This is a genomic window from Roseomonas sp. KE0001, from assembly GCF_016107285.1.
Taxonomy (GTDB): Bacteria; Pseudomonadota; Alphaproteobacteria; order Acetobacterales; family Acetobacteraceae; genus Pseudoroseomonas.
Window position 1 is genome coordinate 236,164 of sequence record NZ_RCVQ01000001.1, and the last position, 24,763, is coordinate 260,926.

The following is a 24,763-nucleotide window of genomic DNA, read 5'->3' on the forward strand; positions in this document are numbered from 1 at the left end:
GGCGCGCCGATTCCGGCTCAGCGGCGGGGCGAACCGTCCATGCGGCGCAACTCCGCGTTGACCGCGCCTGCCGCCTCCGAGGCACGCGGCAGGCGCGGCAGGGCGGACAGGCGGCGCAGGGTGGCGGCGCCGCCGAGGGTGAAGTCGGGGCCGGAGAGGGCGGCCTCGGCGCTGGCCATGCGGCCGTCGCGCACCGCAGCGGCGGCCTGCCGCAGCGCCGCCATCACCGCCTCCGGCGCCGCGTCGCGTCGGATGCCGAGGTGATCGCGCGCCTGGTCCCGCGCCTGTTGGAGCTGGATCACGACGGTGGGGGAGACCTGGGCGGTGTAGAAGGGGTCGGTCGCCAGCGCCTGGGCCAGGAACTCGATCTGCACCAGGGCCAGCGCCGCCTGGTCCGGCTGGCCCTGCCAACGCGAGAGGTCGCCGAACTGCCGCGGCGCATTGAGCGCGGCGCCGCGGACCGGGTCGCCGAAGCCCCAGAGGTGGCTCCGCGCCGCGTCGTCGGCGCAGGCGGCGAGCAGGGCCAGGGGAAAGGCCAGGGGAAGGGCGGAGAGCAGGGCGCGGCGCTTCATGCCCGCAGGATAGGCCTTTCCACCCTCCGATCCCAACCATGCTTGCGTGACCGCCCGCGCCGGCTGCGGTGCTTCCCTGCGCGATCCGCCCTTGCCCGGCGCGCCCGCCGCTGCCACACAGCCGCCGCCCGTGCATTGCGGCGTGCCGCCCGCGCGGCGCGGTGCTAAAGCCGGGCAGCCGCTCCGGCCGCCGTGCTCCGCGCCCCGGATGCGGCACCTCGCGCAGACCCTCACGGACCCACGGTGCATCCGGCCCAGGACCCATGACCGAAGACCCGCCCAACCCCGCTCTGCTGCCCTCCGGCCTGAACGACCTGCTGCCCCCCGAGGCGGCGCAGGAGGCCACGCTGGTGGAGGCGATGCTCGCGGTCTTCGCCGGCCATGGCTACGAGCGGGTGAAGCCGCCTCTGCTGGAGTTCGAGGATTCCCTCCTGGCCGGATCCGGCGCCGCGATGGCCGAGCAGACCTTCCGGCTGATGGACCCGGCGAGCCACCGCATGATGGGGCTGCGCGCCGACATCACGCCGCAGGTGGCGCGCATCGCCGCCACCCGGCTGGGCGACGTGCCCCGGCCGCTGCGGCTCTCCTATTCCGGGCAGGCGCTGCGGGTCAGCGGCAGCCAGCTCGCGCCGGAGCGGCAGATCCCGCAGGCGGGGATCGAGCTGATCGGCGCCGACAGCGCCGAGGCCGATGCCGAGGTGGCGCTGCTCGGCGTCGAGGCGCTGGCCGCCATCGGCATCGCCGCGCCCAGCCTCGACATCACCCTGCCCACCATGGCGCCCGCCCTGCTGGACGCCGCCGGGGTGGAGGGCGAGGCGCGCCGCCGCCTGGCCCGGGCGCTGGACCGCAAGGACGCCGCTGCCGTCACCGAGCTGGCCGCCATCGCGGGGCCGCCGGCCAATGGCCTGACCGCGCTGCTGACCGCGGCCGGCCCGGCCGACCGCGCGCTCCAGGCCCTGGCCGATGCCGAGCTGCCGCCCGCCGCCCGCGCCATCGCCGACAATGCCGCCGCCATCGTCACCGCCATCCGCGCCCGCGCGCCGGGGCTGCGCATCACCCTCGATCCGGTCGAGTTCCGCGGGCTGCGCTACCATGTCGGCGTCGCCTTCACCCTCTACGGCCCGGGCCGCACCGGCGAGCTGGCGCGCGGCGGCCGCTACCGCAGCGGCGAGGAGCCGGCGACCGGCCTGACCCTCTATCCCGACGCGGTGCGCCGCGCGGCCCCGGCCGCTCCGCCGCCGCCGCGCGTCTTCCTGCCGCTCGGCGCCGATCCGGTTGCGGCGGCGCGGCTCCGGACCCAAGGTTTCATCACGGTGGCGGCGCTGTCGGCCGCCGACACGCCGCAACGTCTGCGCTGCGGCCACATCCTGCGCGGCGGCAGCGCCGCGCCGATCGAGGAGAACGCGTAGCCATGGCCAATGTCGCCATTATCGGCGCCCAGTGGGGTGACGAGGGCAAGGGCAAGGTCGTCGACTGGCTGGCCAGCCGGGCCGATATCGTCGTGCGTTTCCAGGGCGGCCACAATGCCGGCCATACCCTGGTCGTCGGCAACCAGACCTACAAGCTCTCGTTGCTGCCCTCGGGCGTGGTGCGCGGCAAGCTGGGCATCATCGGCAATGGCGTGGTGCTGGACCCGGAGGCGCTGCTCTCCGAGATCTCCAGGGTGCGCGGCCAGGGCCTCGATGTCGGCCCGCACAACCTGCGCATTGCCGAGAACGTGCCGCTGATCCTGCCGCTGCACCCCGCCATCGACAAGGCGCGCGAGGAGGCCCGCGGCGAGGCCAAGATCGGCACCACCGGGCGGGGCATCGGTCCCGCCTATGAGGACAAGGTGGCGCGCCGCGCCATCCGCCTCTGCGACCTGGCCGAGCCGGAGACGCTCTCGGCCAAGCTCGACGAGCTGCTGCTGCACCACAACACGCTGCTGAAGGGTCTGGGCGCGGCCACCTTCGAGAAGCAGGCGCTGCTGGATGGGCTGGTGGCGCTGGCGCCGAAGCTGCTGCCCTATGCCGAGGCGGTGTGGGAGCGGCTGGACGGGGCGCGCCATGCCAACAAGCGCGTGCTGTTCGAGGGCGCGCAGGCGGTGATGCTGGACGTCGATCACGGCACCTATCCCTTCGTCACCTCCTCCAACACGGTTGCCGGCAATGCCGCCGCGGGGTCCGGCATCGGGCCGCACGGCATCGGCACGGTGCTGGGCATCGCCAAGGCCTATACCACCCGTGTCGGCTCGGGCCCGTTCCCGACCGAGCTGTTCGACGACGTTGGCAAGCGCCTGGGCGAGCGGGGCCGCGAGTTCGGCACCGTCACCGGCCGGCCGCGCCGCTGCGGCTGGTTCGATGCCTGCCTGGTGCGGCAGGCGGTCAAGGTCGGCGGCGTGCAGGGCCTGGCGCTGACCAAGCTCGACGTGCTCGACGGCCTGACGGAGCTGAAGATCTGCACCGGCTATGACATCGACGGCGAGGTGGTGAAGCGCCTGCCGGCCGCGCTCGGCGCCCAGGCCAAGGCGAAGCCGATCTACGAGGTGCTGGAAGGCTGGAGCCAGTCCACCATGGGGGCGCGCTCCTGGGCGGAACTGCCGGCCACCGCCATCAAGTACGTCAAGCGCATCGAGGAGCTGGTGGAGGCGCCGGTGACGCTGCTCTCCACCTCGCCGGAGCGCGACGACACCATCCTGGTGAGCGACCCCTTCGCGGGCTAGGGCGGAGGCCGGCCGGGAAAGAGCCTCCGTCCGGAATCCCGCCAGCGGAACATCTCAATATCGGAATGAAAAAGCACCTCCGGAGATTCTGACAATCTCCGGAGGACACGCCCATGTCATTCCCGATTTGTGAGATTCTGTCGCCCCATGCCGGGCCCTTCCCCATTCGGGGGGAGGCGAAACTGCATGAGGCCCGTATGGCGATCTATCGCGGCACCCTGGGGAACGACGTCATCAACCTGTTCTGGCACCGGGAGGGGGACACCATCCTCGGTGACGGCGACGCCGATCCGAACGCTCCGCCGGGCGACAATGTCATCATCGCGGGCCACGGCGCCGATACCATCCATGCCGGCTACGGGCGTGACAGGGTGTCCGGCGGCGCGGGCGACGACCTGATCCATGGCTATGGCCCGGCCGGGCCAAGCGCCGGGGCCGTGGACGCCTTCGCCGCGCGGGACCTGGGCGACCACCTCGATGGAGGTCCGGGCCAGGACGTCATCCTGGGCGGCGGCGGGGCCGATTTCCTCCTGGGCGGCAGCGGCGACGACCAGCTTCGCGGCGGCAGCGGCGACGACATCATCCTGGGCGGCGAGGGGAACGACCTCATCGGCAGCGGCAGCGGCGCCGACCGGCTCTGGGGCGGCGCCGGCGGCGACATCTTCGTCTATGCCTACAGCAGCTTCAGCGAGGAAGCGGCGGATGCCAATGGCGGCATCGACACCATCATGGACTTCCAGCCCGGCGAGGATCGCATCGACCTGCGCGGCTATGGGCTGAGTGAGGCGGCGGTGGCGGTGACGCCGCAGCCCTGGGGGCTGTCCCTCGACTTCACCGCCGTCTACGAGCCCGCCGGGATCCATCTGTACGGTGTCGCCGCCCTGCAGGCGGGGGACATCCTCTTCGCCTGACGGGCGCGGGCGCGCTCCCTCAGCCGCCCGCCGCCGACCGCAGGCCCTCCCGCGTCCGGCGCACCTGCTCGGGCGTCACCGGCGGGGCGGCATTGCCCCAGCTGTTGCGAATGTAGCTCAGCACATCCGCCACCTGCCGGTCGCTCAGCCGCCAGCCCAGGGAGGGCATGGCCGGCGCCGTCGGCGCGCCCGGCGTCGCCACGGGGCGGGAGCCCTCGACCACCATCCGGATCAGGCTGGTCGGATCGGGCGCCTGCACATGGGCGCTGCCGGCCAGCCGCGGGAAGAGCATGGTCACGCCCTGGCCCTGACTGACATGGCAGGCGGAGCAGGTGTCGGCGTAGATGGCGCCGCCGGTGCGCAGGCGTGGGTCCTCCGCCGCCAGCGGCGCGGGCTTGGCGGCGGGGTCGGGCACCTCGCGCAGATAGGCCGCGATGGCGCGCAGATCCTCCTCCCTCATGTGCATGGTGGAGTTCTCTACCACCTCCGCCATCGGGCCCGAGGCCATGGCGTGGCGGTTGGCGCCGGTGCGGAGGTACTGCACGATCTCCTCCGCGCTCCAGCCGCCCAGGCCCTGCCAGGGGTTGCCGGTGATCGGCGGCGCGTACCAGCCCTGCAGCACCGCGCCGCGCAGCGCCTCGTCCGACCTGTCGGCGCCCAGGAAGGTCTTCGGCGTGTGGCAGGTGCCACAATGACCGGCGCCCTCCACCAGATAGGCGCCGCGATTCCACTGCTCGGACCGGTTCGGGTCGGGCCGGAAGCGGCCGGGCGAGAAGTTCAGCGTGTTCCACACCCACATCACCGCGCGGATGTTGAACGGAAAGGGAAGCTGATTGGGTTCGATCGCGTTCCGCACCGGCTCGACCGTGCGCAGATAGGCCCAGATGTCGCGCACGTCGCGCTCCGACATCCTGGTGTAGGCGGTGTAGGGCATGGCCGGGTAGAGCCGCTTGCCGCCGGCGGCGATGCCCTCATGCATGGAGCGGAGGAACTCCTCCTCGCTCCAGGCGCCGATGCCGGTCTCGCGATCGGGGGTGATGTTGGGCGCGACCAGCGTGCCGAAGGGCGTCTGCAGTGCCACGCCGCCGGCGAAGGGCGGGCCGCCCCGCAGCGTGTGGCAGCCGGTGCAGTCGCCCTGCGCCGCCAGGTCGCGGCCACGCTCGATGCGCTCGAAGGAGGGCATCTGCGCGGCGGCCGTGCCGGCCAGGCCGAGGATCAGGCCGAAGGCGAGTCCGGCGAGGCGCCGGGCGGAGGCGTTCATCCTCATGCCGGCACCAGCGGTCCCGGGGCCGCGAGATAGCGCGTCCGGATGGCATCGGCGGCCTTGAAGGCCAGGGCGCCCACCGTGCCGGTCGGATTGTAGCCGGAGTTCTGCGGGAAGGCCGAGGCGCCGACGACGAAGAGGTTCGGCACGTCCCAGCTCTGCAGGTACTTGTTGACCGCGCTGGTCGTCGGATCGGCGCCCATGATCATGCCGCCCACCACATGGGTCGACTGGTAGGGCACGCTGGACCAGTGCCCGTCGCGCACCGTCTCCACCACCTGGCTGGCGCCCATGGCGCGGCCGATCTCCGCCGCCCGCACGGTGACGTAGCGCGACATGCGCCGGTCGTTCTCCGGGAAGTCGAAGGTGATGCGCAGAAGGGGGCGGCCCAGCCTGTCGGTATAGGTCGGGTCGAGATCGAGGTGGTTGGCCGGGCTGGAATAGGAGCTGGACTCGGCGCTGACGTTCAGGTTGGCCTGGTAGTACTTCACCGTCGCCCGCTTCCAGGCCGAGCCCCAGCGCGGCGTGCCCGGCGGCACCGGCCGCTGCGCGATGGGCGTGGCGCCGACCGGGATGCAGCGCACGCTGCCGCCGCCGAAGAAGCCGAGCCCCCCATGGTCGAAGTTGTCGTTGTTCAGGTCGTCGATGGCCATGCCGATGGCGCCGCCGCCGATGAAGGTGTTGAACACCTTGTCCTCGAAGTAGCACTGCGCGCCATTGCCCATCTGGTACGAGAAGTTGCGCCCGATGGTGCCCCGCCGCGTGCGCGGGTCGTAGGTCTCGCCCACGCCGGAGAGCAGCATCAGCCGCACATTGTCGAGCGTGAAGGCGGTGACGACGACGAGGTCGGCGGGCTGCTCCCATTCCTCTCCGTCGCTGTCGAGGTAGATGACGCTCCGCACCTGTCGGCGGCTGGGGTCGAGACGCAGGCGCAGCACCTCACAGAGCGTGCGGAGCTCGAAGTTCGGCTTGCGCATCAGCACGGGCAGCACGGCGGTCTGGGCGCTGGCCTTGGAATAGTTGGCGCAGCCGTAGTTGGTGCAGAAGCCGCAATAGGTGCAGGGCCCCATGGCGACCCCGAGCGTGTTCACATAGCCCTGCGAGAGCAGCGCCGAGGGCGCGGGGAAGACATGGTAGCCCAGGCCGCGCGCCGCCTCGGCGAACAGCGTCGGGCCGTAGGGCTGGCGCATCGGGGGCAGGGGATAGTCCCGCGCGCGCGGCCCCTCGAAGGGGTTGCCCCCCTCCTCGATGCGGCCCTGGATGTTGCCCGCCTTGCCGGAGATGCCGGCCAGATAGTCGAACCTGTCGTAGAAGGGCTCCATCTCCTCCCAGTCGGTGCCCCAGTCCTGCACCGAAAGCTCCTCCGGGATGGCGGCGGCCCCGTAGCGTTCCGTCAGGTGGCTGCGCAGGCGGAAATCCGTGGGATGGAAGCGATAGGTGATGCCGGCCCAGTGGATGCCCGCGCCGCCCACCCCGTTGCCGGGATGGAAGCTGCCCCATTCGCGCATCGGCAGCGCGGTCTGGCTGGCGTTGTTGCGGGTGGTGACCGTGACCTGGGCGGGGGAGACCATCAGCTCGCGGCGGCGGGCGAAACGCAGCTCGTCCGGCGCCACCCCGATGTTGAAATCCGCCGCCGTGTCGCGCCAGGGGCCGCGTTCCAGCGCCACCACGTCCAGCCCTTCCTCGGTCAGCTCATTGGCGATGATGGAGCCGGACCAGCCAAGCCCGACCACCACGACATCCCGGCGGGGAAGCAGGCGCGCCACCGCCTCAGCCTTCCCGGATCCAGCCGGCGCGGCCGGCGATGCTGACGGGCGGCAGGTCGAGCTTCTGATTGTGCCGATCGACGAAGTCGCGGAAGTCGTAGCGGGTGCCGGGAAAGCCCAGCATCTTCCAGCTCACCATGTCGCGGTTGCCGCCATGGATCGGGTCGGCGAAGAAGCCCTCCATGGTGTTGCCGAGAAGCTGGTCGAAGAAGAGCTTCTCGTCCACACCCCTGAGGCCGGCCTCGCCCTTCTCCATGGCGGCGAGGAGACGGTCGCGCTCCTCCGGCGGCAATTCGGCGAAGCCACGGCCGCCCAGTCGTTCGCGGCAATGGGTGTCGAGCGACGCCAGGCCGCGGCGATAGGTCATCGCGGGGGTGGTGTTCTGCTGGAAGCCCTGTTCCGGCGTTCCGGCCTGGAACGGCGCGCGCATATAGGCGCGCTCGGCACGGCCATAGGGACCGGCGAGCTGACGGTCGATGAACTCGGCGCAGCCCGCCTCCTTGCCGCTCATGCTGAACTCGTCGCGCGGGATGAGCCGCTCCACCGCCGCTTCCACGGCCTGCGCCTCCTCCAGGGTGAAGTACTGCCAGGGGCCGGGGCGGAAGGGGCGGGGCGGATCCGCGGCGAAAGGGGTCCAGGGCAGGCCACCCTGGATGCTGCGGCCGAGGGCGCCGCCGGAGGCGCCCAGAAGCAGCGCGGCGGAGGCGAGGAGAAAGCGTCGCCTCCCGGGCGACGGAAGCAGGGCGGTCATGGCGGCACCTTGGGCAGGGGCTGCTACCGGAATACCAAGTTGAGGTAAGCCGTTGCGCTACAAGGTGGCCATGATTCTCGCATTCCGGTGAAAACGGAAAAGGCGCGGCCAGCCGGCCGCGCCCCCGTGCAGCGTCGGAAGGGACGGGCGGTCAGTCCACCGCCAGGCGCCGCTCCATGATTTGCGTCTTCATGCTCTTCTGCAGCTTCTCGAAGGCCCGCACCTCGATCTGGCGCACGCGTTCGCGGCTGATGCTGTACTGCTGCGAAAGCTCCTCGAGCGTCGTCGGCTCGTCCTTCAGCCGCCGCTCGATCAGGATGTGGCGCTCGCGCTCGTTCAGCGTCTTCAGCGCCTCGCCCAGAAGCTGGCGGCGGTTGGACATGTCCTGCCGCTCGGCGATCTCGGTTTCCTGGCTCTCGCTGTCATCGACCAGCCAGTCCTGCCACTCGCCCTCGCTGTCGGCGCGGACGGGCGCGTTCAGCGAATTGTCCGGCGAGGCGAGGCGGCGGTTCATCGAGATCACGTCCTGCTCCGGAACCTGGAGCGTGTGCGCGATCTTCTCCACCTGCTCGGGCTTGAGATCGCCCTCCTCGAGCGCGGCCATCTGTCCCTTCAGCCGGCGCAGGTTGAAGAACAGCTTCTTCTGCGCGGCCGTGGTGCCCATCTTCACGAGCGACCAAGAATGCAGGATGTACTCTTGGATCGCGGCGCGGATCCACCACATGGCGTAGGTGGCCAGACGGAAGCCACGGTCGGGATCGAAGCGGCGGACCGCCTGCATCATGCCGACATTGCCTTCGCTGATCAGCTCGCCCACGGGCAGGCCATAGCCGCGATAGCCCATGGCGATCTTGGCGACGAGGCGGAGATGCGACGTGACAAGGCGGTGGGCGGCCTGCTGGTCGCCTTCGTCCTTCCACTTCTTGGCAAGGCGAAACTCCTCCTCGGGGGAGAGCATCGGGAACTTGCGGATCTCCTGCAGATAGCGGGAGAGATTGCCCTCGGGGGCCATGGTCAACATCGAAGAAGTCGTGGAAGCCATAACTGCTTTGCCTCCTGCACCGGCCGGGAGCCCCTGTGACAGCGAACCCCCGGAATGTCCCGCACGGTCGGCGTGCGGTCCGGGTCGTCCTCCGCTCGGGCCCTGACGCGCCCTCCCGCCTGGCGTCACGGGCCAGACAGGTTCGGCGGCCGCGCCATGGCGATGGCACCCGGCGTTGGCGACAGATGAACGCTACCGCGCTGCGAAGAGTTGCGCAAGGAAATCCCGACTGTAATAGTCGGGTTACTCCGGGTTACCGTCCAGCAACGTGATCAGCGCCGCCATGTCGGGCGGGAGCGGGGCGGAGAAGCGCAGCGTCTCGCCCGTCACAGGATGCTGGAATCCCAGCGTTTCCGCATGCAGGGCCTGACGCGGAAAGGCCAGCAGCGCGTCCCGCGCCGGCTGCGGCACCGCCCGCGCGGCGGCCGGGAGCCGGCGGAGATAGACCGGGTCCCCGACAAGGGGATGCCCGATATGCGACAGATGCACGCGAATCTGATGCGTCCGCCCCGTCGCCAGGCGACAGCGCAGGAGGGAACAGCCGGTGCCCCAGGCCCGTTCGGTCTGGTAGCGCGTCAGGGCGGTCTTGCCGCCGCGCGTGACCACCGCCATCCGCTTGCGGTCCATGGGGTGACGGCCGACGGAAGCCTCCACCTCGCCGCGCGGCACGGCGGGCACGCCCCAGGCCAGGGCCAGGTAGGACCGCTCCAGGTCGCGACTGGCGAAGGCCTCGGACAGGATCTGGTGCGCCCGTTCGGTCTTCGCAACCACCATGACGCCGGAGGTGTCCTTGTCCAGCCGGTGGACGATGCCCGGCCGCCGCTCGCCGCCGATGCCGGTCAGCTCCTCCCCGGCATGGGCGAGCAGGGCGTTGACCAGCGTGCCGTCCTGATTGCCCGGTGCCGGATGGACGACCAGCCCGGCGGGCTTGTCCAGCACGATCAGGTGACGGTCCTCGAAGAGAATGGTCAGCGGGATCGCCTGGGCTTCCGGCACCGCCGGCGCGGCGGGCGGCGGCGCCACCAGGTAGCGCGCCCCCGGCCGCACGGCCTCGGAGGGATTGTCGACCGGGGCGCCGTCCCGCGTCACGTGCCCGCCCTCGATCAGCGCCTTGACGCGCGAGCGCGAGACGGCGCCTATCGCGCCCGCCAGGAAGCGGTCGAGGCGGAGCCCCGCATCCTCCGCCGTGGCGATGACGGGGAAGGGGCCCTCCGGCGTGCTGCCGGCGGGGTCCGTGGTGTTGGGAGGAGGATCGGTGCGCTGGCTCAAGATACTGGTTGGGGTGATGGGGGTCATAATCATCGTCGGCACGGTGGCGCTGGTCGTGGTGCTCGTCCAGCGCATGGGCGAGGCCACCACGCGCCTCTCCGCCCCGGAGGCGGCGCCCCAGGGCTTCCGCGAGGGCGGCCTGCCCTGGACTAGCACGGATCTCGCCCTGCGGCAGCCGCCGGGAACGCGGATCGGCCAGATCGCCGCGCTGGAGGGGCGGCTCGCGGTCTGGGTCGAACGGCCGGACGGGGCGCGCATCCTGCTGGTCGATCCGCGCTCCGGCCGTATGGCGGGGGAGATCCGTCTGGGCGAGTAGGTTTTTCGCGTTTTTCCGCGGAAGCCCCCTTGCGGACCCCCGGCCGGGCGGATAGAAGCCCGCCCACGCCATCTAGTCCCCTTCGTCTAGAGGCCTAGGACACCGCCCTCTCACGGCGGCAACAGGGGTTCGAATCCCCTAGGGGACGCCAGGCGCGCTTTTCACCGCGCGCCGTGGCCTTGGCTTTTCCAGACATTTCTGCATCCGCCGGCACAAGCCGGAGCGACCGCCGCGAGGGCGGGCGCTCGCGGCCAGGCCGTCAGGCCCGCCGCATGCGTCGGGCGAGGTTCTCACCGATCATCACGCAGGTGAAGTGCAGGTTGGCGCGGCAGTCGGTTGGCATGATCGAGGCGTCGGCCACGCGCAGCCCGGCGATCCCCTTCACCGTCAGATCCGGGTTCACCACCCCGCGCGGGTCCTCGAAGGCGGCCATTCGGCAGGTGCCGGCGGCGTGCTGGATGTCGCCGGCCTCCCGCAGCATCAGCGCGTCCAGTTCGTTGTCGGGCAGCGCCGCGGCCTCCGTCATGCCGATCCCGCTGTCGCCGAAGGTGACGGCCTCGCAGAGCCCGGCCACCGCCGGCTGCCGCACGATCCGCGCCAGTCGGCGTACCGCATCGCGCAGGCGCAGCCGGTCGCCCGGGTGGTCGAGCATGTTCTCCTCGACGACCGGATGGGCCTCGGGATCGGCCGAGGTCAGCTCCAGCTGCCCGCGGGAATACGCATCGTAGAGCGCGGCGCCGATCGCCCCTTCCGGCGCCGGACCGGCCTCCGACAGGCCGCGATGGTTGTAGGCGATCATGATCATGTCGCGCTCGCCGCCGCCGGCCAGGCCGCTGCTGTAGGTCAGGCAGCAATTGGTGTGGCGCGCGTCCGCGCCGCGCGCCCGATGCTCCGGCCTCAGCTTCAGCGTGGCGCGGAGGATCGGGTGGTCCATCAGGTTCCGCCCGACCATCGGCAGGTCCAGCGCCACCGGGATGCCGAGCGCGCGGAGCGGCGCCGCGGGGCCGATGCCCGAACGCAGCAGGATGGCCGGGCTGTGGATGGCGCCGGCGGAGAGCACGATCTCCCTCGCGCGGATCTCCTCCCAGCCCCCGTCACCGAACCGCACCCGGACACCGACGGCGCGGCCGCCCACGAGCAGGACGCGGTCCACCAGGGCCTCGCCGCGGATCTCAAGGTTGGGCCGGCCGCGCGCCGGCTCCAGGTAGCCGTCATTGGTGGTGACGCGCCGGCCGTCGCGGCTGTTGATCGGGTTGCAGGAGATGCCCTCCCCGGTGGGCGCGTTGAGATCGGCCTTCCAGGGATAGCCCTCGGCCAGCGCCGCCTCGCGCAGCGCCAGATCGACCGCGCCCCATTCGGCGAGGGGCGCGCGATGGACCGGCAGCGGCCCGCCCCGGCGGATGCCGGGTGCCGTGCCGGTCTCCGCGTCGTCCTCGATCCGGTCGAAGAGCGGCAGCACATCCTCGGCCGACCAGCCCTCGCAGCCGGCCTCGGCCCAGGCGTCGAAGGCGGCCGGCACGCCGCGGATGGCGATCTGCGCGTTCACCGTCGAGGAGCCGCCCATGGTCCTGCCGCGCCAGTAGAACTTCGGTGCCTGGGCGGCGGTGCGGCGGGCCATCAGGCCGGGCCACTGCCACTTCGCCTGGTGCGCCGGGTCATGCATGAAGGGGACGATATTGGCGCTGCGAAGCTCCTGCGGCGCCTCGGCCGAGCGCCAGTCGCGCCCCGCCTCCAGCAGCAGCACGCGGCACCGGGGATCCTCGGAAAGGCGGGCTGCGAGGGCGGCGCCGGACGAGCCGGCACCCACCACGATCACGTCGTGCATCTTACTTCTTCTCGATGTTCCAGAACAGGGGAATGGCGGAGGGGATCACGCCCGACAGCACGGCGCGATAGGCCGCCGGCTGGGCGAACTGGCCGAAGGGGATGCCGAGTCCCTGCTCGTAGACGATGGACTGGATCTGGCCCGCCACCTCGCGCTGGGCCTCGCGCGTTGGCGCGCGGGCGAAGGCGTCGAAGAGCGGGACCATCCGCTCATCGCACATGAAGCCGGCGGTGGCGGCGCTGGTGCAGTTGAAGTTGATGACGGAGTTGGTCAGCGGCGAGGCGAGGTCGAGGCCCAGGGCGTGCACGCCATAGACGCTCCAGCCCTGGCGGTTGGTGCGGCGCGCCAGCAGCGTGGCCCAGTCGGTCATCTGCAGGTCGACCTTGAAGCCGGCGCGGGCGAGGCGGTCGGCCAGGATGGTCGAGGCGACGCGCGGCGCCTCCAGGTCGCTCGCCGCCATGACCACCACCGGCGTGCCATCGTAGTTCGTGGCCTTCAGCGCGGCGGCGGCGGCCTCGATCGAGGGATCCTTCAGCGGCGCCGTGCCGGCGGCACTCTCATAGGGCGAGCCGCAGATGAAGAAGGCGGCGCAGCTCTGGCCGTAGCGACTGTCGAGGCCGAGGCCGGCGACCACCTCCTCCTGGTTCACCAGCCGCAACAGCACGCGGCGGATGGCGGGGTCGTTGAAGGGCGGGGAGGCGGTGTTGATGCGGTAGTGGCCGGTGAACATGTGGGCGCCGGCGAAGTTCAGCACCTTGAGGCGCCGGTCCTTCTCCATCGCCGGCAGCAGGTCGAAGGGGGCGTATTGCATGTAGTCGATCTCGCCCTGCTGCAGGGCCGCCGCCGCGGTGGCGCCATCCGGCACGACCCGGATGTCGAGCGCGTCGGCCTTGACCACATGGCCGCCCGCCAGGAAGTCGGCGGGCTCGGGGCGCGGCACATAGGCGGCATTCCTCCGCAGCAGCATGCGGTCGCCGGGCCGGTGATCCGCCCGGCTGTAGACGAAGGGCCCGGAACCCATGATCTCGGACACCTGCGTGCTGCCTGGCGTGGTCGCCGCGATGCGCGCCGGCATGATGAACGGCGTCGGCGAGGAGGTGGTGCCGAGTGTGTCGAGCACCAGGCCGTAGGGCTCCTTCAGCTGCAGGCGGAAGCTCTTCGCGCCGGTGGCCTCCAGCGAGGCCGCGACCTTCATCAGCCGGCCGCCGAGCGCGCTGCGCGTGCTCCAGCGCTTCAGCGACGCGACGGCATCCTCGCCGGTGACGGGGGCGCCGTCATGGAAGGCCAGCCCGTCGCGCAGCGTGAAGTCCCAGGTGAGCTGGTCGTCCGAGACGGTCCAGGACTGCACCATCTGCGGTTTCGTGTTGCCCTCGCTGTCCGGAGCGAAGAGCGTGTCGAACACCATGTAGCCGAAGGTGCGCGTGATATAGGCACCGATGTAATGGGGATCGAGCGTGACGATCTCCGCTTCCAGCACCGCGGTGATGGTCTCCGCGCGAGCCTCACCGGCTCGCGAAGACCCTCCCGCGGGCCATATGGGCGGCATCCAGGCGGTCAGCATCGCCACGCTGGCCAGGACGCCTCGCCTGATCGTCTTCATCCTCGTGCTTCCCCTTCCGGACAGCCTGCCCTGAGAGCCGCGCCGGAGCCAGTCCGGCGCCGCGGTCGGGTGGACTCTGCAAAGCCTGGGCCAGAGCGGCCGCGCGCCGTGGCACGCGGCTTGCACAGGGCATCGCACCGTCTCCCTGTCGAAGGACCGAATGGATGCGTCGTCGCCCGCTCCTGGCCCTGGGTGGCCTTCTGGCCATGCCCGCCCTCGCGCAACCCTCGGGCTGGAGACCGGCGGCGCCCATCCGCTATGTCGTGCCCTTCCCGCCGGGCTCGGCCATCGATCTCGTCGGCCGCCTGACGGCGGACGCGGCCGGCCCTCTGCTCGGGCAGAGCTTCGTCGTCGAGAACCGGCCGGGCGCCGGCACGCTGCTGGCGGTGCAGGCGGTGAAGGTCCTGCCGCCTGACGGGCAGACCCTGCTGATGGTCGCCAACAGCTTCACCGTGAACCAGACCCTGCACCGGCCCCGGCCCTATGACGCCTCAGCGGACTTCGATCCGTTGGCGCTGCTGGTCGGCACGCCGCATGTGCTGGTCTGCCATCCCTCGGTGGCGCCGGACTTCGCGAGCTTCCTCGCCAAGGCGCGGCAGCCGGGCGCCGGCCTCTCCTTCGGCAGCAATGGCAACGGCACCAGCCAGCACATGGGCCTCGAGCATCTCAAGCAGCTCGCGGAGTTGAATGCCGAGCATGTCCCCTATCGCGGCGTCGCGCCCATGCTGACGGACCTGCTGAGCGGCCGCGTGGACTACACCTTCGGCAACCTGCCCGACGTGCTGGAGGCGGTGCGTGACGGCAGGCTGGTGGCGCTGGGCGTCGTGTCCCCTGGTCGGCACCCCTTGCTCGCCGACCTGCCGACCATGGCCGAGCTCGGCTGGCCGCAGCTGGTGAACGACACCTTCTACGGCGTGGTGATGCCGGCCGGGGCCAACCCGGAGACCAGGGCGGCGCTGTCCGACGCGCTGCTGCGGAGCATCGGGCGGCCCGAGGCGCGCGAACGCATGAGGGCGATCGGGCTGGACGTGCTGGCCCAGGGCGGCGCCGATCTGGCGGCACGCATCCGGCGCGACACGGCGATCTATGCCGAGGTCATCCGCCAGGCCAACCTCACCCCCTCCTGAGCGCGCGCGGCGGTAGGCGCCGGAGCGAGCGGGGCGGGCCTACCCGCCGAAGCGGTTGTTGCGCGGAAAGCCGTTCGGCGGCTGCTTGCCGGCCCCGGCGCGGTTGCCGCGCCAGGTGGTCAGGTCGGTCTCCAGCCGCACCCGCTCGCCGATGCGCCATGTCAGGCCGGCCGTGGCGGTGAAGACCTTCACATCGGCCAGGCCGCCATCGCGATAGCCCTGCAGCGCCACGCCGCGGCCGCGCATCATCTCCGGCACCTGCTCCAGCGGGAAGACCAGCAGCTTGCGGTTCTCGCCGATGATGGCGACGCTGTCGCCCTCGGCCGGCACGCAGGCGGCGGCCTCGGCCGGCGGATCGACCAGCAGCACCTGCTTGCCGGTGCGCTTCTCGGCCAGCAGGTCGTCGCTGCGGACCACGAAGCCGCGCCCGTCCGTCGCCGCCAGCAGGAACTTCCGTCCCTCCTTCCAGACGAACAGGTCGACCACGTCATCCTCGTTCGTCAGGTCCACCATCAGCCGCACCGGCTGGCCGTCGCCGCGTCCGCGCGGCAGCGCATCGGCCTTCAGCGTGAAGCACTTGCCGTTGGTGGCGAAGAGGCAGAGCCGGTCGGTGGTCTCGGCATGCAGCGCGATGCGCAGCCCGTCGCCCTCCTTGAACTTGTGCTCCGTCTCCATCGGCACATGGCCCTTCAGCGCGCGGATCCAACCTTTCTGCGACAGGATGACGGTGATCGGCTCGCGCTCGACGAAGGCGCGCTCGTCGATGACCACGGCGGCGGGGGCGGCGTCGATGGCGGTGCGGCGGCGGCCGGCCTCCGTCTCCTCGCCGAAGCGGCGGCGCGTCTCGGCGATCTCGTCGGCGATCCGCTTCCAGCGCAGCTTCTCGCTGCCCAGCAGGGACTGGAGCGACTTCTGCTCGGCGGTGAGCTTCTTGTGCTCCTTGCGGATCTCCATCTCCTCCAGCTTGCGCAGGCTGCGCAGCCGCATGTTGAGGATCGCCTCGGCCTGCACGTCGGTCAGGCCGAAGGTCGAGATTAGCACCGGCTTCGGATGGTCCTCCTCACGGATGATGCGGATCACCTCATCGAGGTTCAGATAGGCGATGAGGTAGCCGTCGAGGATCTCCAGCCGGCGGGCGATGGCGTCCAGCCGGTGCTGGCTGCGCCGCACCAGCACCTCGTGCCGGTGGTCGAGCCAGCAGCGCAGCACCTCGCGCAGGCCCATGACGCGCGGCGTGCGGCTCGCATCCAGCACGTTCATGTTGAGCGAGACGCGGGATTCCAGCGGCGTCGCGCGGAACAGCGTCTCCATCAGCACGGCGGGATCGACCGCGCGGCTCTTGGGCTCCAGCACGATGCGGACGATATCGGTGCTCTCGTCGCGGATGTCGCCGAGCAGGGGGAGCTTCTTCTCCTCCATGAGCTGCGCGATCTGCTCGATCAGCCGCGACTTCGCCACCTGGTAGGGGATCTCGCTGACGACGATCTGCCAGGCGCCGTTCCTCAGCGCCTCGCGCTCCCAGCGGGCACGGACGCGGAAGCCGCCGCGGCCGGTGGCATAGGCCTCGCGCACCGCCTCGGCGCTCTCGACCAGCACGCCGCCGGTGGGGAAATCCGGGCCCGGCATGTGCCGCAGCAGCTCGTCCACCCCGGCCGCCGGATCGGCGATCAGCGCCAGCGCGGCGGCGCAGAGCTCGCCCGCATTGTGCGGCGGGATCGAGGTCGCCATGCCGACGGCGATGCCATTGGCGCCATTGGCCAGCAGGTTGGGGAAGGCGGCGGGCAGCACGACCGGCTCCCGCTCCTCGCCGTCATAGGTGGCGCGGAAGTCGACCGCGTTCTCCTCGATGCCCTCCAGCATGGCGCTGGCGATGGCGGTGAGGCGGGCCTCGGTGTAGCGCATGGCCGCGGCGTTATCGCCGTCGATATTGCCGAAATTCCCCTGGCCCTCGACCAGCGGGTAGCGGGCCGCGAATTCCTGCGCCAGCCGGACCATGGCGTCGTAGATCGCGGCGTCGCCATGCGGGTGGTACTTGCCCATGACGTCGCCGACGATGCGGGCGCATTTCTTGAAGCCCGCCGCGGGGTCCAGCTTCAATTGGTGCATGGCCCAGAGCAGCCTGCGGTGCACCGGCTTCAGCCCGTCCCGCACATCCGGCAGGGAGCGCGCCGTGATGGTGGACATGGCATAGGCCAGGTAGCGCTCGGAGAGGGCGGCGGAGAGGTTGGTGGGCCGGACGTCGCCGCCTTCGGGCAGGGTGTTCAGGTCGTCGGGCATGGGCAATCCTCCGGGCGGTCGCGGCCGCCCCGGGCTAGCGCAGTGCGCGGTCTGGCGGAAGGGGCGAATGGCCGGCACAGAACATAAGCCGAACATATGCCGGCCACCAGACGCGATCGTCCTCGCCGCCCGCCGCTCACAAACACGGGAGCGAGGGTCCGGGTGGGGCTGACCGGTGGCGTGCTTCCGGCCATAGGGAAGAAGAGGGGCCCAAGACCACGAACAGGCCGCCCCTCGTCTGAATGATCCGGGAGGATGCGCCTTTGAATGCCGACAACCCCGTAGCCACCCCTCGCGACCGGGTGGATGCCGAGGACCCCTATTGCCTGACACCCGAAGGCATTCGTGAACCACCGGTTGGCTGGAAGCACTCGCTGCGGCATCTCGGCCCCGGCCTGATCCTGAGTGCCTCCATCGTCGGATCCGGCGAGCTGATCGTCACCACCACGCTCGGCGCCACGGTCGGTTTCGCGCTGCTCTGGATGGTGATCTTCTCCACCTTCGTGAAGGTGGCGGTGCAGATCGAGCTGGCGCGCTGGACCATCTCCACCGGCCAGCCGGCGCTGACGGGCTACAACAAGGTCGGCCCGCATCTTGGGAAGCTGAGCTGGATCAATCTGCTCTGGGCGCTCATGGCGCTGTCCAAGGTCCTGCAGATGGGCGGCGTGGTCGGCGGCGTGGCGCTGGCGATGAGCATCATGCTGCCGATCGGCGGCGATCCGATGAGCGGGACGTCCCTCGGCCTCTGGACGGTGATCATCGTCCTCGGCAGCATCGCGCTGCTCTATTCCAGCAAGTACAGCCGCATCGAGCACGGCGCCGGGCTGCTGGTGGTGGTCTTCTCCTTCATCACCATCGGCATCGCCCTGGGCCTGCCCTTCACGCCTTACGCCTATTCGATGGAGGACATCGCCAGCGGCCTGTCCCTGGCCATCCCGGCGGGCGCGATCGGCGCCGCCATCGCCATGTTCGGCATCACCGGCGTGGGCGCGGATGAGCTGACCTTCTACACCTACTGGTGCGTCGAGAAGGGCTATGCCCGCTATGTCGGCCCGAACGACGGCAGCGAGGCCTGGCGCCGCCGCGCCCGGGGCTGGATCGCGGTGATGTACAAGGATGCCTTCCTCTCCTGGGTCATCTACACCTTCGGCACCATCGCCTTCTTCGTCATGGGCGCCGCGGTGCTGCATCCGCAGGGGATCGTGCCGCGGGGCAACGAGATGATCACCGCGCTCACCCGCATGTACACCGACACGCTGGGCGAATGGGCGGGGCTGCTCTTCCTGGTCGGCGCCGTGGTGGTGCTGGGCTCCACCCTCTGGGCCGCCATCCCGAGCTGGGCCCGGATGTACACCAACCTGCTGGCGGTGATGGACGTGCTGGACTGGCAGGACAGCCGACAGCGGCTGCGCTGGATCCGCGGCTTCACCATCGGCCTGCCGGTGGTCTGGGGACTCGCCTATCTCTTCATGCGCTCGCCGGTGCTGATGGTGCAGATCGGCGGCGTCGCCACCGGCATCTTCCTGCTGGCCGTGGTGGTCGCCGTCTGGCACCTGCGGCGGACCGAGACCGATCCGGCGCTCTACGGCAGCCCGGTCTTCAACGCCCTGCTGGTGGTCAGCAGCATCGCCATCGTGCTGCTCGGCCTCTACACCATGCTGAACGTCTTCGGCGCGTTCTGAGCCGGCGCGCGCGCCTCAGCCGGGCGCGCCGCCCCCGCGCTCGGCCAGCAGGCGTGTCAGCAACGCGATCTGCCGCTCCTGCTGGGCCAGCAGGGCGGTGATCTGCTCGGACCGCATGCGGTCGAGCTTCTCGTGCAGCGCCATGATCTCGATCTCCGCCTTGAGATTGACCTCGTAGTCATGCGTGGCGTCCAGCCGGTCCTTCGCGGCCTGCCGGTTCTGGCTCATCATGATGATCGGCGCCTGCAGCGCGGCCACCATCGAGAGCAGCAGGTTCAGGAAGATGAAGGGGTAGGGGTCGAAGGGGTGGACCAGCGCCCAGCCATTCACCACGACCCAGCACGCCAGCGCCGCCGTGCAGCCCAGGATGAAGCTCCAGGAACCGCCGAAGGCCGCCACCCGGTCCGCCAGCCGGTCGCCCAGGCTGAGCCGGCCGGAGAAGGCCTCGTTGGTGTCGCGGCTGACCGGCCGCCGCGCCAGCGCATGGCTCAGCGCGCGCTGCTCCACGTCGCCCAGGGTGTGGCTGGCGCCGAACCAGCGCCGGGCGGCGGTGGCGAAGTCGGGATGCGGCTGGTTCTGCATGGGCGGGGGATCTCGGCTACGGCGGCGCGGGCCGGGGAGCGGCTCGTGGGCCGGACAGTATGGGCCGTGGTCAGGGGGCCGCGCCACCCGGCGGCCGCTCCCGGAACCAGGCCCCGAGCGCCATCCAGGGCCGCACATCCCAGAAGCGGCTGGCCTGGCCGGAGGTGGAGGGCAGGACCCAGACCGGCGGGAAGTCGGCCGGCCCTTCCACCCGCCCATAGGCCAGGGCGGCGGTCGGGCGGCGCAGGAAGGCGGCCGCCGGCGCCTTGGCGGTGAAGGCCAGCATGGCCGGGCGAACGGCGCGGATGCGCGCCCCGAAGCCCTCGGGGTCATAGGCATCGCGCGGCAGCTCGGCATCGTTGCCGGCGGCGTGCTTGGCCATGTCCGTCAGGCCGATGCCGTAGTCCAGCAGCAGCGGATACTCCGCCGGCGCCAGGCGGCGCGGCGTCAGCCCGGCCGCCTGCAGCACCGGCCAGAAACGGTTGCCCGGATGCGCGTAATAGGCACCGCGGGCCGCCGAGACCGCGCCGGGCGCCGAGCCGCAGAAGACCAGTCGCAGGCCGGGCCGCAACAGATCCGGCAGGATCGGCTCAGCCGGGCGGGGCATCGTCCGGGGGGCCGGGGGGCAGCAGGGTGGCGATGCGCGCCTCCAGCCGCTGTCGTGCCGGGGGCAGGGGGCGGTGCCGGGCGCCGAAGGCGTCGCGGGCCAGGAAATGGCCGGTCAGGCGCAGCCCGGCCAGCCACTGCGCCGGGTCGCGCTCATCCTGCCCGCCGCGCAGGAAGAGCGGCAGGGGCAGCAGCCGGTCGCGATACGGCCCGGCCGCCCCGGCGCTCACCGCCCGGCCGCTGCGGGGCGAGACGAAGGCCAGATCCTCCGCCCCGCCGGTCACGGCGCAGGCGTCGAGGTCGAGGCCATAGCCCAGCGCGTCCAGCAGCAGGGCCTCCCAGCGGATGTAGTCGGCGACCGAGGCCGCCGCGCCGCGGCCGAGATGGGCCATCAGGGTCAGCAGGCCGGAGAAGACGCGCGGCTGCGGCTCGCGTTCCGGCAGGGCCTCGGCGGCCAGCGCGCAGGCGGAATTCAGCAGGGCCAGGGCGAGCGGATCGTCCAGCGCCAGGGCGGCGGTGGGGTGCACCATCTCGCCGCTGAGGGCGCCCAGCTGCTCGGCCAGCCGCCCGACCCAGCGCACCTCGACCAGGTTGCCCGGCTGCCACAGCCCGGCCTGGGCCCGCGAGGTGCCGCCCTTGGCCAGGCCGGCATGGCGCCCGTGTCGCTCGGTCAGCACCGAGACGACGGCGCCGCCCTCGCCATGCGGGCGGGCTTCCAGCACGATGGCGGGCGCCTGCCATTCCATGGCCTAGAGGGGGGTGGCCGGCAGCCCCGGCCCGGCGCCCGGGATCACGCCGCCGCCTCAGCCGGCGTCGTCCAGGCCGATGGCGCGCAGCCGGGCGCGCTCCTCGTCCCAGCCCTGGCGCTCCTTGACGTTCAGGAAGAGATGGACCCGCCGCTCCAGCAGCCGCTCCAGCTCGGCGCGGGCCCGCTGGCCGATATCCTTCACCTTGGTCCCGCCGTCGCCGATCAGGATGGCCTTCTGCGAGGCGCGGCCGACATAGATGGTGCAGTCGATCCGGACCGAGCCGTCGCGCCGCTCCTGCCACTGCTCGGTCTCGACCGTGGCATGGTGCGGCACCTCCTCATGCGTCAGCCGCAGGATCTGCTCGCGCACGATCTCGGCCGCCAGCATGCGTTCCGGCAGATCGGAAAGCTCGTCCTCGGGGAAGAGCCAGGGGCCGTAGGGCAGGCGGGAAGCGAGCATCTCCAGCAGGCGGTCCAGCCCGTCGCCGCTCTCGGCGCTGACCATCAGCGTCTCCTCGAAGGAGAGCTGCTCGTTCAGGCTGGCCGTCAGCGGCAGCAGGCGCTTGGTGTCGATCAGGTCGGACTTGTTCAGCACCAGCCAGATCGGCACGCGCGAGCGCTTGAGGACCGAGACGATCGACTGCACCGCCTCGGTCATGCCGGCGCGGCTGTCGACGATCAGCAGGGCCAGATCGGCGTCCTGGGCGCCCTCCCAGGCGGCGGCGACCATGGCGCGGTCGAGCCGGCGGCGCGGGGCGAAGATGCCCGGCGTGTCGGTCAGCACGATCTGCGTCTGGCCGCGCATCACCACCGCCCGGATGCGGAAGCGCGTGGTCTGCGGCTTGGGCGAGACGATGCTCACCTTGGTGCCGGCCAGCCGGTTGACCAGGGTGGACTTGCCGGCATTCGGCGCGCCCACCACGGCGACCAGGCCGCAGCGCGTCTGCCCCGGCTGCCGCGGCTCTGGCTGCGTCTGCTCTGGCTGCGTCTGCTCTGGCTGCGTCCGCTCTGGGGCGGCGTCCTGCGGGGGAGGGCCGTGCTCGCTGCTGTCGCTCATGCCTTGCCGCCGGGCTTGCCGGCCTCCGACCTGTCCAGCCGGGCCAGCCAGGCCTCGGCGGCGGCCTGCTCGGCCGCGCGTTTCGATTCGCCCACCCCCTCGGCCACGCGCCCGCCGGCGGTCACGGAGACGGTGAAGACCGGCATATGGGAGGGCCCGGCGGTGCTGACCAGCCGGTACTCCGGCAGGCCCTCGGCGCGGCCCAGCGTATGCTCCTGCAGGCGGCTCTTGGCCGACATCGGAGGCGTGGGGTCGGCCTCCATGAAGGCGGCCCATTCACGGCGGACGAAGTCGCGCGCCGGAGGCAGGCCGCCATCCAGGTAGAGCGCGCCGATCAGCGCCTCGGTGGCATCGGCGATGACGGTGTGGCGGCCGCGCAAGCCGGTGCGCCCCTCGGCGGGGGGGATGCGCAGCGCGGCGGGCAGGCCGATGGCCTCGCCCACCTTGGCCAGGCTCTCCGCCGCCACCAGGACGGAGAGGCGCTTGCCGAGCGCGCCCTCGCGCTCGCGGGGGAAGCGCTCGGCCAGCCATTCCGCCATGACGAGGGCCAGCACCCGGTCGCCGAGGAATTCGAGGCGCTCGTTGGAATCGAGCATGCCGCGCCGCGGATCGGCGGCCGAGCGATGCGTCAGCGCCTGTTCCAGCAGGCGGGGATCGGCGAAGCGATGCCCGATCCGCGCCATGAAGCCGGCCTTGGCCCCCTGTCCCGCAGCCTGGGTCATGCGCCGTCAGTTCACTCCCGAGAAGAGCCGCGACCAGCGGATGGCGGAGGGCCAGTTCCAGACCTCGTACCAGGCTGCCGAGCCGTCGACGCTGAAGAAGATCATCTCGGCGCGGCCGACCAGGTTCTCCAGCGGCACGAAGCCCACGGCGTTCATCTCGCGGCTGTCGAGGCTGTTGTCGCGATTGTCGCCCATGGCGAAGACATGCCCGGGGGGGACGAGAAACTCCTGCGTGTTGTCGTAGGGTCCGTCATCCATGGCCTCCAGGATCTCGTGCTGCCGGGTGCCGCCATTGCGCGGCAGGGTCTCCCGGTAGCGCCGCACCGTCATGCGCGGGCCGTCGCCCTCGACCGTGTAGGGGCCGAGGGACTCGCGTGGCACCTCCTGCCCGTTCAGGAACAGCCGGCCGCTGCGCATCTGGATGCGGTCGCCCGGCAGCCCGACGATGCGCTTGATGTAATCGGTGCTGTTGTCGCGCGGGTACTTGAAGACGGCGACATCGCCGCGCTTCGGCAGGGCGCCGAGGATGCGGCCCTCGAAGAGGTTCGGGCTGAACGGGATCGAGTGCCTGGAATAGCCGTAGGCGTATTTCGAGACGAAGAGGTAGTCGCCCACCTGCAGCGTCGGGATCATGCTGCCGGAGGGAATGTTGAAGGGCTCGAAGGCCACGGTACGGATGCCGACGGCGATGAGGACCGCGTAGACCACGGTCTTGATGCTTTCGAGCCAGCCGCCCGTCGTCTTCGTCATCACTGCTCTTCGGTCGTCCGGGAGGGTTGCGAGAGGTCGCACGACATCCGCCACGCCCTCCGCCGCGGCGGCGTGCAGGGGTAGAGCCCGGCGCGGGGCGGGCTGTCAAGGAACGGCCGGCGCGGAGAGGGCAGGGGGGGCGGCGCCGGCTTCCCGCCGGGGCAGGCCGAAGGCCTCGGCCAGCAGCGTGACCGACCGGCGCCGCGCCTCGGGATCGTGCACCGGCGTCAGCACCGCGACCTCGGCGGCGCCGAGCTCCGCCGCCAGCGCCTCGAGCCGCGCCCGCACCTGCTCCGGCGTGCCGATGATCGCGCTCTCGCGCATGCGCGAGAGCTTCTCCCGCTCGGCGGGCGTGTAGGGATGCGCCGCCGCCGCCTCCGGGCTCGGTAGGGCGGGGTAGATGCCGCGGTCCCGCGACAGGCGCCAGAGGGCGCGGGAGGAGAAGAGCCGCTCCGCCTCCGCCTCGGTCCCGGCGCAGAGGGCGACCACGGCGAGGGCGGCGTGCGGCGCCGGCAGCCGGCCCGATTCGGGGCGGAAGCTCTCGCGGTAGAGCGCCATCGCCTCGGCGGCGCCGGCCCCGTCGGTGATGAAATATGCGAAACAATAAGGCAGGCCCAGCCAGGCCGCGAGCTGCGCGCCATAGCCCGAACTGCCCAGCATCCAGACCTCCGGCCGGGTCGGGCCCCGGGGCTGGGCGATGACGCTCGCGAAAGGGTGCCCCTCCGGCAGCCCTTCGCCCAGCCATCCCATAAGCTCCTGAACCTGGGCTGGAAAACGGTCGGACTGGGACTGCGCGGCGGCGGGATTCAGGGCATAGGCGGTGCGGCCGTCGCTGCCGGGCGCGCGGCCGACGCCAAGATCGATGCGGCCGGGAGAGATGGCTTCCAGGACACGAAACTGCTCGGCCACTTTCAGCGCGGAATAATGCGGTAGCATTACGCCTGCGGAACCAATACGGATGCGTTGTGTTGTGGCTGCGATGGCGGCGATCAGGATCTCGGGGGCGGCGCCCGCATGGCTGTGGCTGTTGTGATGCTCGGCCAGCCAGTAGCGCGCATAGCCGAGCCGGTCCGCCAGGGCGGCCAGGGCGAGGGTTTCACGGATCGCCTCATCGGCGCCGCGGCCGGAGGCGATGGTGGACTGGTCCAGGATCGAGACAGCGAGCGCCATGCCGGCAGCGTAGCGCGCCATCGGC

The 24,763-nt window shown here is 71.4% G+C and carries 22 protein-coding genes and 1 tRNA gene; 7 read left to right on the plus strand and 16 right to left on the minus strand.

Going from position 1 to position 24,763, the window contains the following annotated elements:
* Window positions 1-17: 17 nt before the first annotated feature.
* Window positions 18-572: a hypothetical protein gene (locus D9598_RS01080; RefSeq protein ID WP_198364547.1), complete on the minus strand. Its 555-nt coding sequence runs from the start codon at window positions 570-572 to the stop codon at window positions 18-20.
* A gap of 263 nt (window positions 573-835) precedes the next feature.
* Between D9598_RS01080 and D9598_RS01085 the strand changes: the two genes are divergently transcribed.
* The 3 genes from D9598_RS01085 to D9598_RS01095 all read left to right on the plus strand — a co-directional run bounded on the left by D9598_RS01085 (window position 836) and on the right by D9598_RS01095 (window position 4,184).
* Window positions 836-1,981, plus strand: coding sequence for an ATP phosphoribosyltransferase regulatory subunit (locus tag D9598_RS01085; RefSeq protein WP_198364548.1), 1,146 nt, complete (start codon window positions 836-838; stop codon window positions 1,979-1,981).
* A gap of 2 nt (window positions 1,982-1,983) precedes the next feature.
* Window positions 1,984-3,273: an adenylosuccinate synthase gene (locus D9598_RS01090; RefSeq protein WP_198364549.1), complete on the plus strand. Its 1,290-nt coding sequence runs from the start codon at window positions 1,984-1,986 to the stop codon at window positions 3,271-3,273.
* Between the two features lie 197 nt (window positions 3,274-3,470).
* On the plus strand, window positions 3,471-4,184 hold the full coding sequence (locus D9598_RS01095; RefSeq protein ID WP_198364550.1) for a calcium-binding protein: 714 nt from the start codon (window positions 3,471-3,473) through the stop codon (window positions 4,182-4,184).
* Between the two features lie 19 nt (window positions 4,185-4,203).
* Here D9598_RS01095 and D9598_RS01100 read toward each other — a convergent pair whose 3' ends face one another.
* From D9598_RS01100 to D9598_RS01120, 5 genes are all read right to left on the minus strand, one after another.
* Window positions 4,204-5,445, minus strand: coding sequence for a cytochrome c (locus D9598_RS01100; RefSeq protein ID WP_232476791.1), 1,242 nt, complete (start codon window positions 5,443-5,445; stop codon window positions 4,204-4,206).
* Window positions 5,446-5,447: 2 nt separating this feature from the next.
* Complete coding sequence (locus D9598_RS01105) at window positions 5,448-7,214, minus strand: GMC family oxidoreductase (RefSeq protein ID WP_198364552.1); 1,767 nt, start codon at window positions 7,212-7,214, stop codon at window positions 5,448-5,450.
* 4 nt (window positions 7,215-7,218) lie between these two features.
* A complete protein-coding gene (locus D9598_RS01110; protein WP_198364553.1) occupies window positions 7,219-7,965 on the minus strand; it encodes a gluconate 2-dehydrogenase subunit 3 family protein in 747 nt (248 codons plus the stop codon).
* A gap of 151 nt (window positions 7,966-8,116) precedes the next feature.
* Window positions 8,117-9,007: an RNA polymerase sigma factor RpoH gene (rpoH, locus tag D9598_RS01115; RefSeq protein WP_198364554.1), complete on the minus strand. Its 891-nt coding sequence runs from the start codon at window positions 9,005-9,007 to the stop codon at window positions 8,117-8,119.
* A gap of 243 nt (window positions 9,008-9,250) precedes the next feature.
* Complete coding sequence (locus tag D9598_RS01120) at window positions 9,251-10,276, minus strand: RluA family pseudouridine synthase (protein ID WP_232476792.1); 1,026 nt, start codon at window positions 10,274-10,276, stop codon at window positions 9,251-9,253.
* Window positions 10,277-10,292: 16 nt separating this feature from the next.
* On the opposite strand from D9598_RS01120, the gene D9598_RS01125 reads away from it, so the two are divergent.
* On the plus strand, window positions 10,293-10,592 hold the full coding sequence (locus D9598_RS01125; RefSeq protein ID WP_198364556.1) for a hypothetical protein: 300 nt from the start codon (window positions 10,293-10,295) through the stop codon (window positions 10,590-10,592).
* 75 nt (window positions 10,593-10,667) lie between these two features.
* A tRNA-Glu gene (locus D9598_RS01130) sits at window positions 10,668-10,743 on the plus strand.
* Window positions 10,744-10,851: 108 nt separating this feature from the next.
* On the opposite strand, the gene D9598_RS01135 is transcribed toward D9598_RS01130, so the two are convergent.
* Both D9598_RS01135 and D9598_RS01140 read right to left on the minus strand, forming a co-directional pair.
* Complete coding sequence (locus tag D9598_RS01135; RefSeq protein WP_198364557.1) at window positions 10,852-12,417, minus strand: GMC family oxidoreductase; 1,566 nt, start codon at window positions 12,415-12,417, stop codon at window positions 10,852-10,854.
* A gap of 1 nt (window position 12,418) precedes the next feature.
* Window positions 12,419-14,017: an ABC transporter substrate-binding protein gene (locus D9598_RS01140; RefSeq protein ID WP_198364558.1), complete on the minus strand. Its 1,599-nt coding sequence runs from the start codon at window positions 14,015-14,017 to the stop codon at window positions 12,419-12,421.
* A 164-nt stretch (window positions 14,018-14,181) separates the two neighbouring features.
* Between D9598_RS01140 and D9598_RS01145 the strand changes: the two genes are divergently transcribed.
* Entirely contained in the window at window positions 14,182-15,144 is a 963-nt protein-coding gene (locus D9598_RS01145; RefSeq protein ID WP_198364559.1) for a tripartite tricarboxylate transporter substrate binding protein, read from the plus strand.
* 39 nt (window positions 15,145-15,183) lie between these two features.
* On the opposite strand, the gene parC is transcribed toward D9598_RS01145, so the two are convergent.
* Window positions 15,184-17,421, minus strand: a complete 2,238-nt coding sequence (gene parC / locus D9598_RS01150; RefSeq protein WP_198364560.1) for a DNA topoisomerase IV subunit A — start codon at window positions 17,419-17,421, stop codon at window positions 15,184-15,186.
* A 263-nt stretch (window positions 17,422-17,684) separates the two neighbouring features.
* Between parC and D9598_RS01155 the strand changes: the two genes are divergently transcribed.
* Window positions 17,685-19,103 carry an Nramp family divalent metal transporter gene (locus tag D9598_RS01155; protein ID WP_232476793.1) on the plus strand — a complete coding sequence of 473 codons (1,419 nt, stop codon included), beginning with the start codon at window positions 17,685-17,687 and terminating at the stop codon, window positions 19,101-19,103.
* Between the two features lie 15 nt (window positions 19,104-19,118).
* On the opposite strand, the gene D9598_RS01160 is transcribed toward D9598_RS01155, so the two are convergent.
* The 7 genes from D9598_RS01160 to D9598_RS01190 form a co-directional block, all read right to left on the minus strand.
* The gene (locus tag D9598_RS01160) at window positions 19,119-19,685 is read right to left on the minus strand and encodes a DUF1003 domain-containing protein (protein WP_198364562.1); all 567 of its coding nucleotides are present in this window, start codon (window positions 19,683-19,685) and stop codon (window positions 19,119-19,121) included.
* A 70-nt stretch (window positions 19,686-19,755) separates the two neighbouring features.
* Entirely contained in the window at window positions 19,756-20,292 is a 537-nt protein-coding gene (locus D9598_RS01165) for a mismatch-specific DNA-glycosylase (RefSeq protein ID WP_232476794.1), read from the minus strand.
* The gene (gene recO / locus D9598_RS01170) at window positions 20,276-21,037 is read right to left on the minus strand and encodes a DNA repair protein RecO (RefSeq protein WP_198364563.1); all 762 of its coding nucleotides are present in this window, start codon (window positions 21,035-21,037) and stop codon (window positions 20,276-20,278) included. The genes D9598_RS01165 and recO overlap by 17 nt, the downstream gene beginning before the upstream one ends.
* Window positions 21,038-21,094: 57 nt before the next feature.
* Window positions 21,095-22,096, minus strand: coding sequence for a GTPase Era (gene era, locus D9598_RS01175; RefSeq protein WP_232476795.1), 1,002 nt, complete (start codon window positions 22,094-22,096; stop codon window positions 21,095-21,097).
* Window positions 22,093-22,818 (minus strand): ribonuclease III, encoded by a 726-nt coding sequence (gene rnc / locus D9598_RS01180; protein WP_198364564.1) that lies wholly within the window; start codon window positions 22,816-22,818, stop codon window positions 22,093-22,095. The genes era and rnc overlap by 4 nt, the downstream gene beginning before the upstream one ends.
* Before the next feature lie 6 nt (window positions 22,819-22,824).
* Window positions 22,825-23,568 carry a signal peptidase I gene (gene lepB, locus D9598_RS01185; protein WP_198364565.1) on the minus strand — a complete coding sequence of 248 codons (744 nt, stop codon included), beginning with the start codon at window positions 23,566-23,568 and terminating at the stop codon, window positions 22,825-22,827.
* A 105-nt stretch (window positions 23,569-23,673) separates the two neighbouring features.
* The gene (locus D9598_RS01190; protein WP_232476796.1) at window positions 23,674-24,759 is read right to left on the minus strand and encodes an LLM class flavin-dependent oxidoreductase; all 1,086 of its coding nucleotides are present in this window, start codon (window positions 24,757-24,759) and stop codon (window positions 23,674-23,676) included.
* Window positions 24,760-24,763: the final 4 nt, after the last annotated feature.

What these genes read in the sequence shown, in the direction of transcription:
- D9598_RS01080 (WP_198364547.1), bottom strand. Translation starts at nt 572, where the DNA reads ATGAAGCGCCGCGCCCTGCTCTCCGCCCTTCCCCTGGCCTTTCCCCTG.
- D9598_RS01085 (WP_198364548.1), top strand. Translation starts at nt 836, where the DNA reads ATGACCGAAGACCCGCCCAACCCCGCTCTGCTGCCCTCCGGCCTGAAC.
- D9598_RS01090 (WP_198364549.1), top strand. Translation starts at nt 1,984, where the DNA reads ATGGCCAATGTCGCCATTATCGGCGCCCAGTGGGGTGACGAGGGCAAG.
- D9598_RS01095 (WP_198364550.1), top strand. Translation starts at nt 3,471, where the DNA reads ATGGCGATCTATCGCGGCACCCTGGGGAACGACGTCATCAACCTGTTC.
- D9598_RS01100 (WP_232476791.1), bottom strand. Translation starts at nt 5,445, where the DNA reads ATGAACGCCTCCGCCCGGCGCCTCGCCGGACTCGCCTTCGGCCTGATC.
- D9598_RS01110 (WP_198364553.1), bottom strand. Translation starts at nt 7,965, where the DNA reads ATGACCGCCCTGCTTCCGTCGCCCGGGAGGCGACGCTTTCTCCTCGCC.
- rpoH (WP_198364554.1), bottom strand. Translation starts at nt 9,007, where the DNA reads ATGGCTTCCACGACTTCTTCGATGTTGACCATGGCCCCCGAGGGCAAT.
- D9598_RS01125 (WP_198364556.1), top strand. Translation starts at nt 10,293, where the DNA reads ATGGGGGTCATAATCATCGTCGGCACGGTGGCGCTGGTCGTGGTGCTC.
- D9598_RS01135 (WP_198364557.1), bottom strand. Translation starts at nt 12,417, where the DNA reads ATGCACGACGTGATCGTGGTGGGTGCCGGCTCGTCCGGCGCCGCCCTC.
- D9598_RS01140 (WP_198364558.1), bottom strand. Translation starts at nt 14,017, where the DNA reads ATGAAGACGATCAGGCGAGGCGTCCTGGCCAGCGTGGCGATGCTGACC.
- D9598_RS01145 (WP_198364559.1), top strand. Translation starts at nt 14,182, where the DNA reads ATGCGTCGTCGCCCGCTCCTGGCCCTGGGTGGCCTTCTGGCCATGCCC.
- parC (WP_198364560.1), bottom strand. Translation starts at nt 17,421, where the DNA reads ATGCCCGACGACCTGAACACCCTGCCCGAAGGCGGCGACGTCCGGCCC.
- D9598_RS01160 (WP_198364562.1), bottom strand. Translation starts at nt 19,685, where the DNA reads ATGCAGAACCAGCCGCATCCCGACTTCGCCACCGCCGCCCGGCGCTGG.
- D9598_RS01165 (WP_232476794.1), bottom strand. Translation starts at nt 20,292, where the DNA reads ATGCCCCGCCCGGCTGAGCCGATCCTGCCGGATCTGTTGCGGCCCGGC.
- recO (WP_198364563.1), bottom strand. Translation starts at nt 21,037, where the DNA reads ATGGAATGGCAGGCGCCCGCCATCGTGCTGGAAGCCCGCCCGCATGGC.
- era (WP_232476795.1), bottom strand. Translation starts at nt 22,096, where the DNA reads ATGAGCGACAGCAGCGAGCACGGCCCTCCCCCGCAGGACGCCGCCCCA.
- rnc (WP_198364564.1), bottom strand. Translation starts at nt 22,818, where the DNA reads ATGACCCAGGCTGCGGGACAGGGGGCCAAGGCCGGCTTCATGGCGCGG.
- lepB (WP_198364565.1), bottom strand. Translation starts at nt 23,568, where the DNA reads ATGACGAAGACGACGGGCGGCTGGCTCGAAAGCATCAAGACCGTGGTC.
- D9598_RS01190 (WP_232476796.1), bottom strand. Translation starts at nt 24,759, where the DNA reads ATGGCGCGCTACGCTGCCGGCATGGCGCTCGCTGTCTCGATCCTGGAC.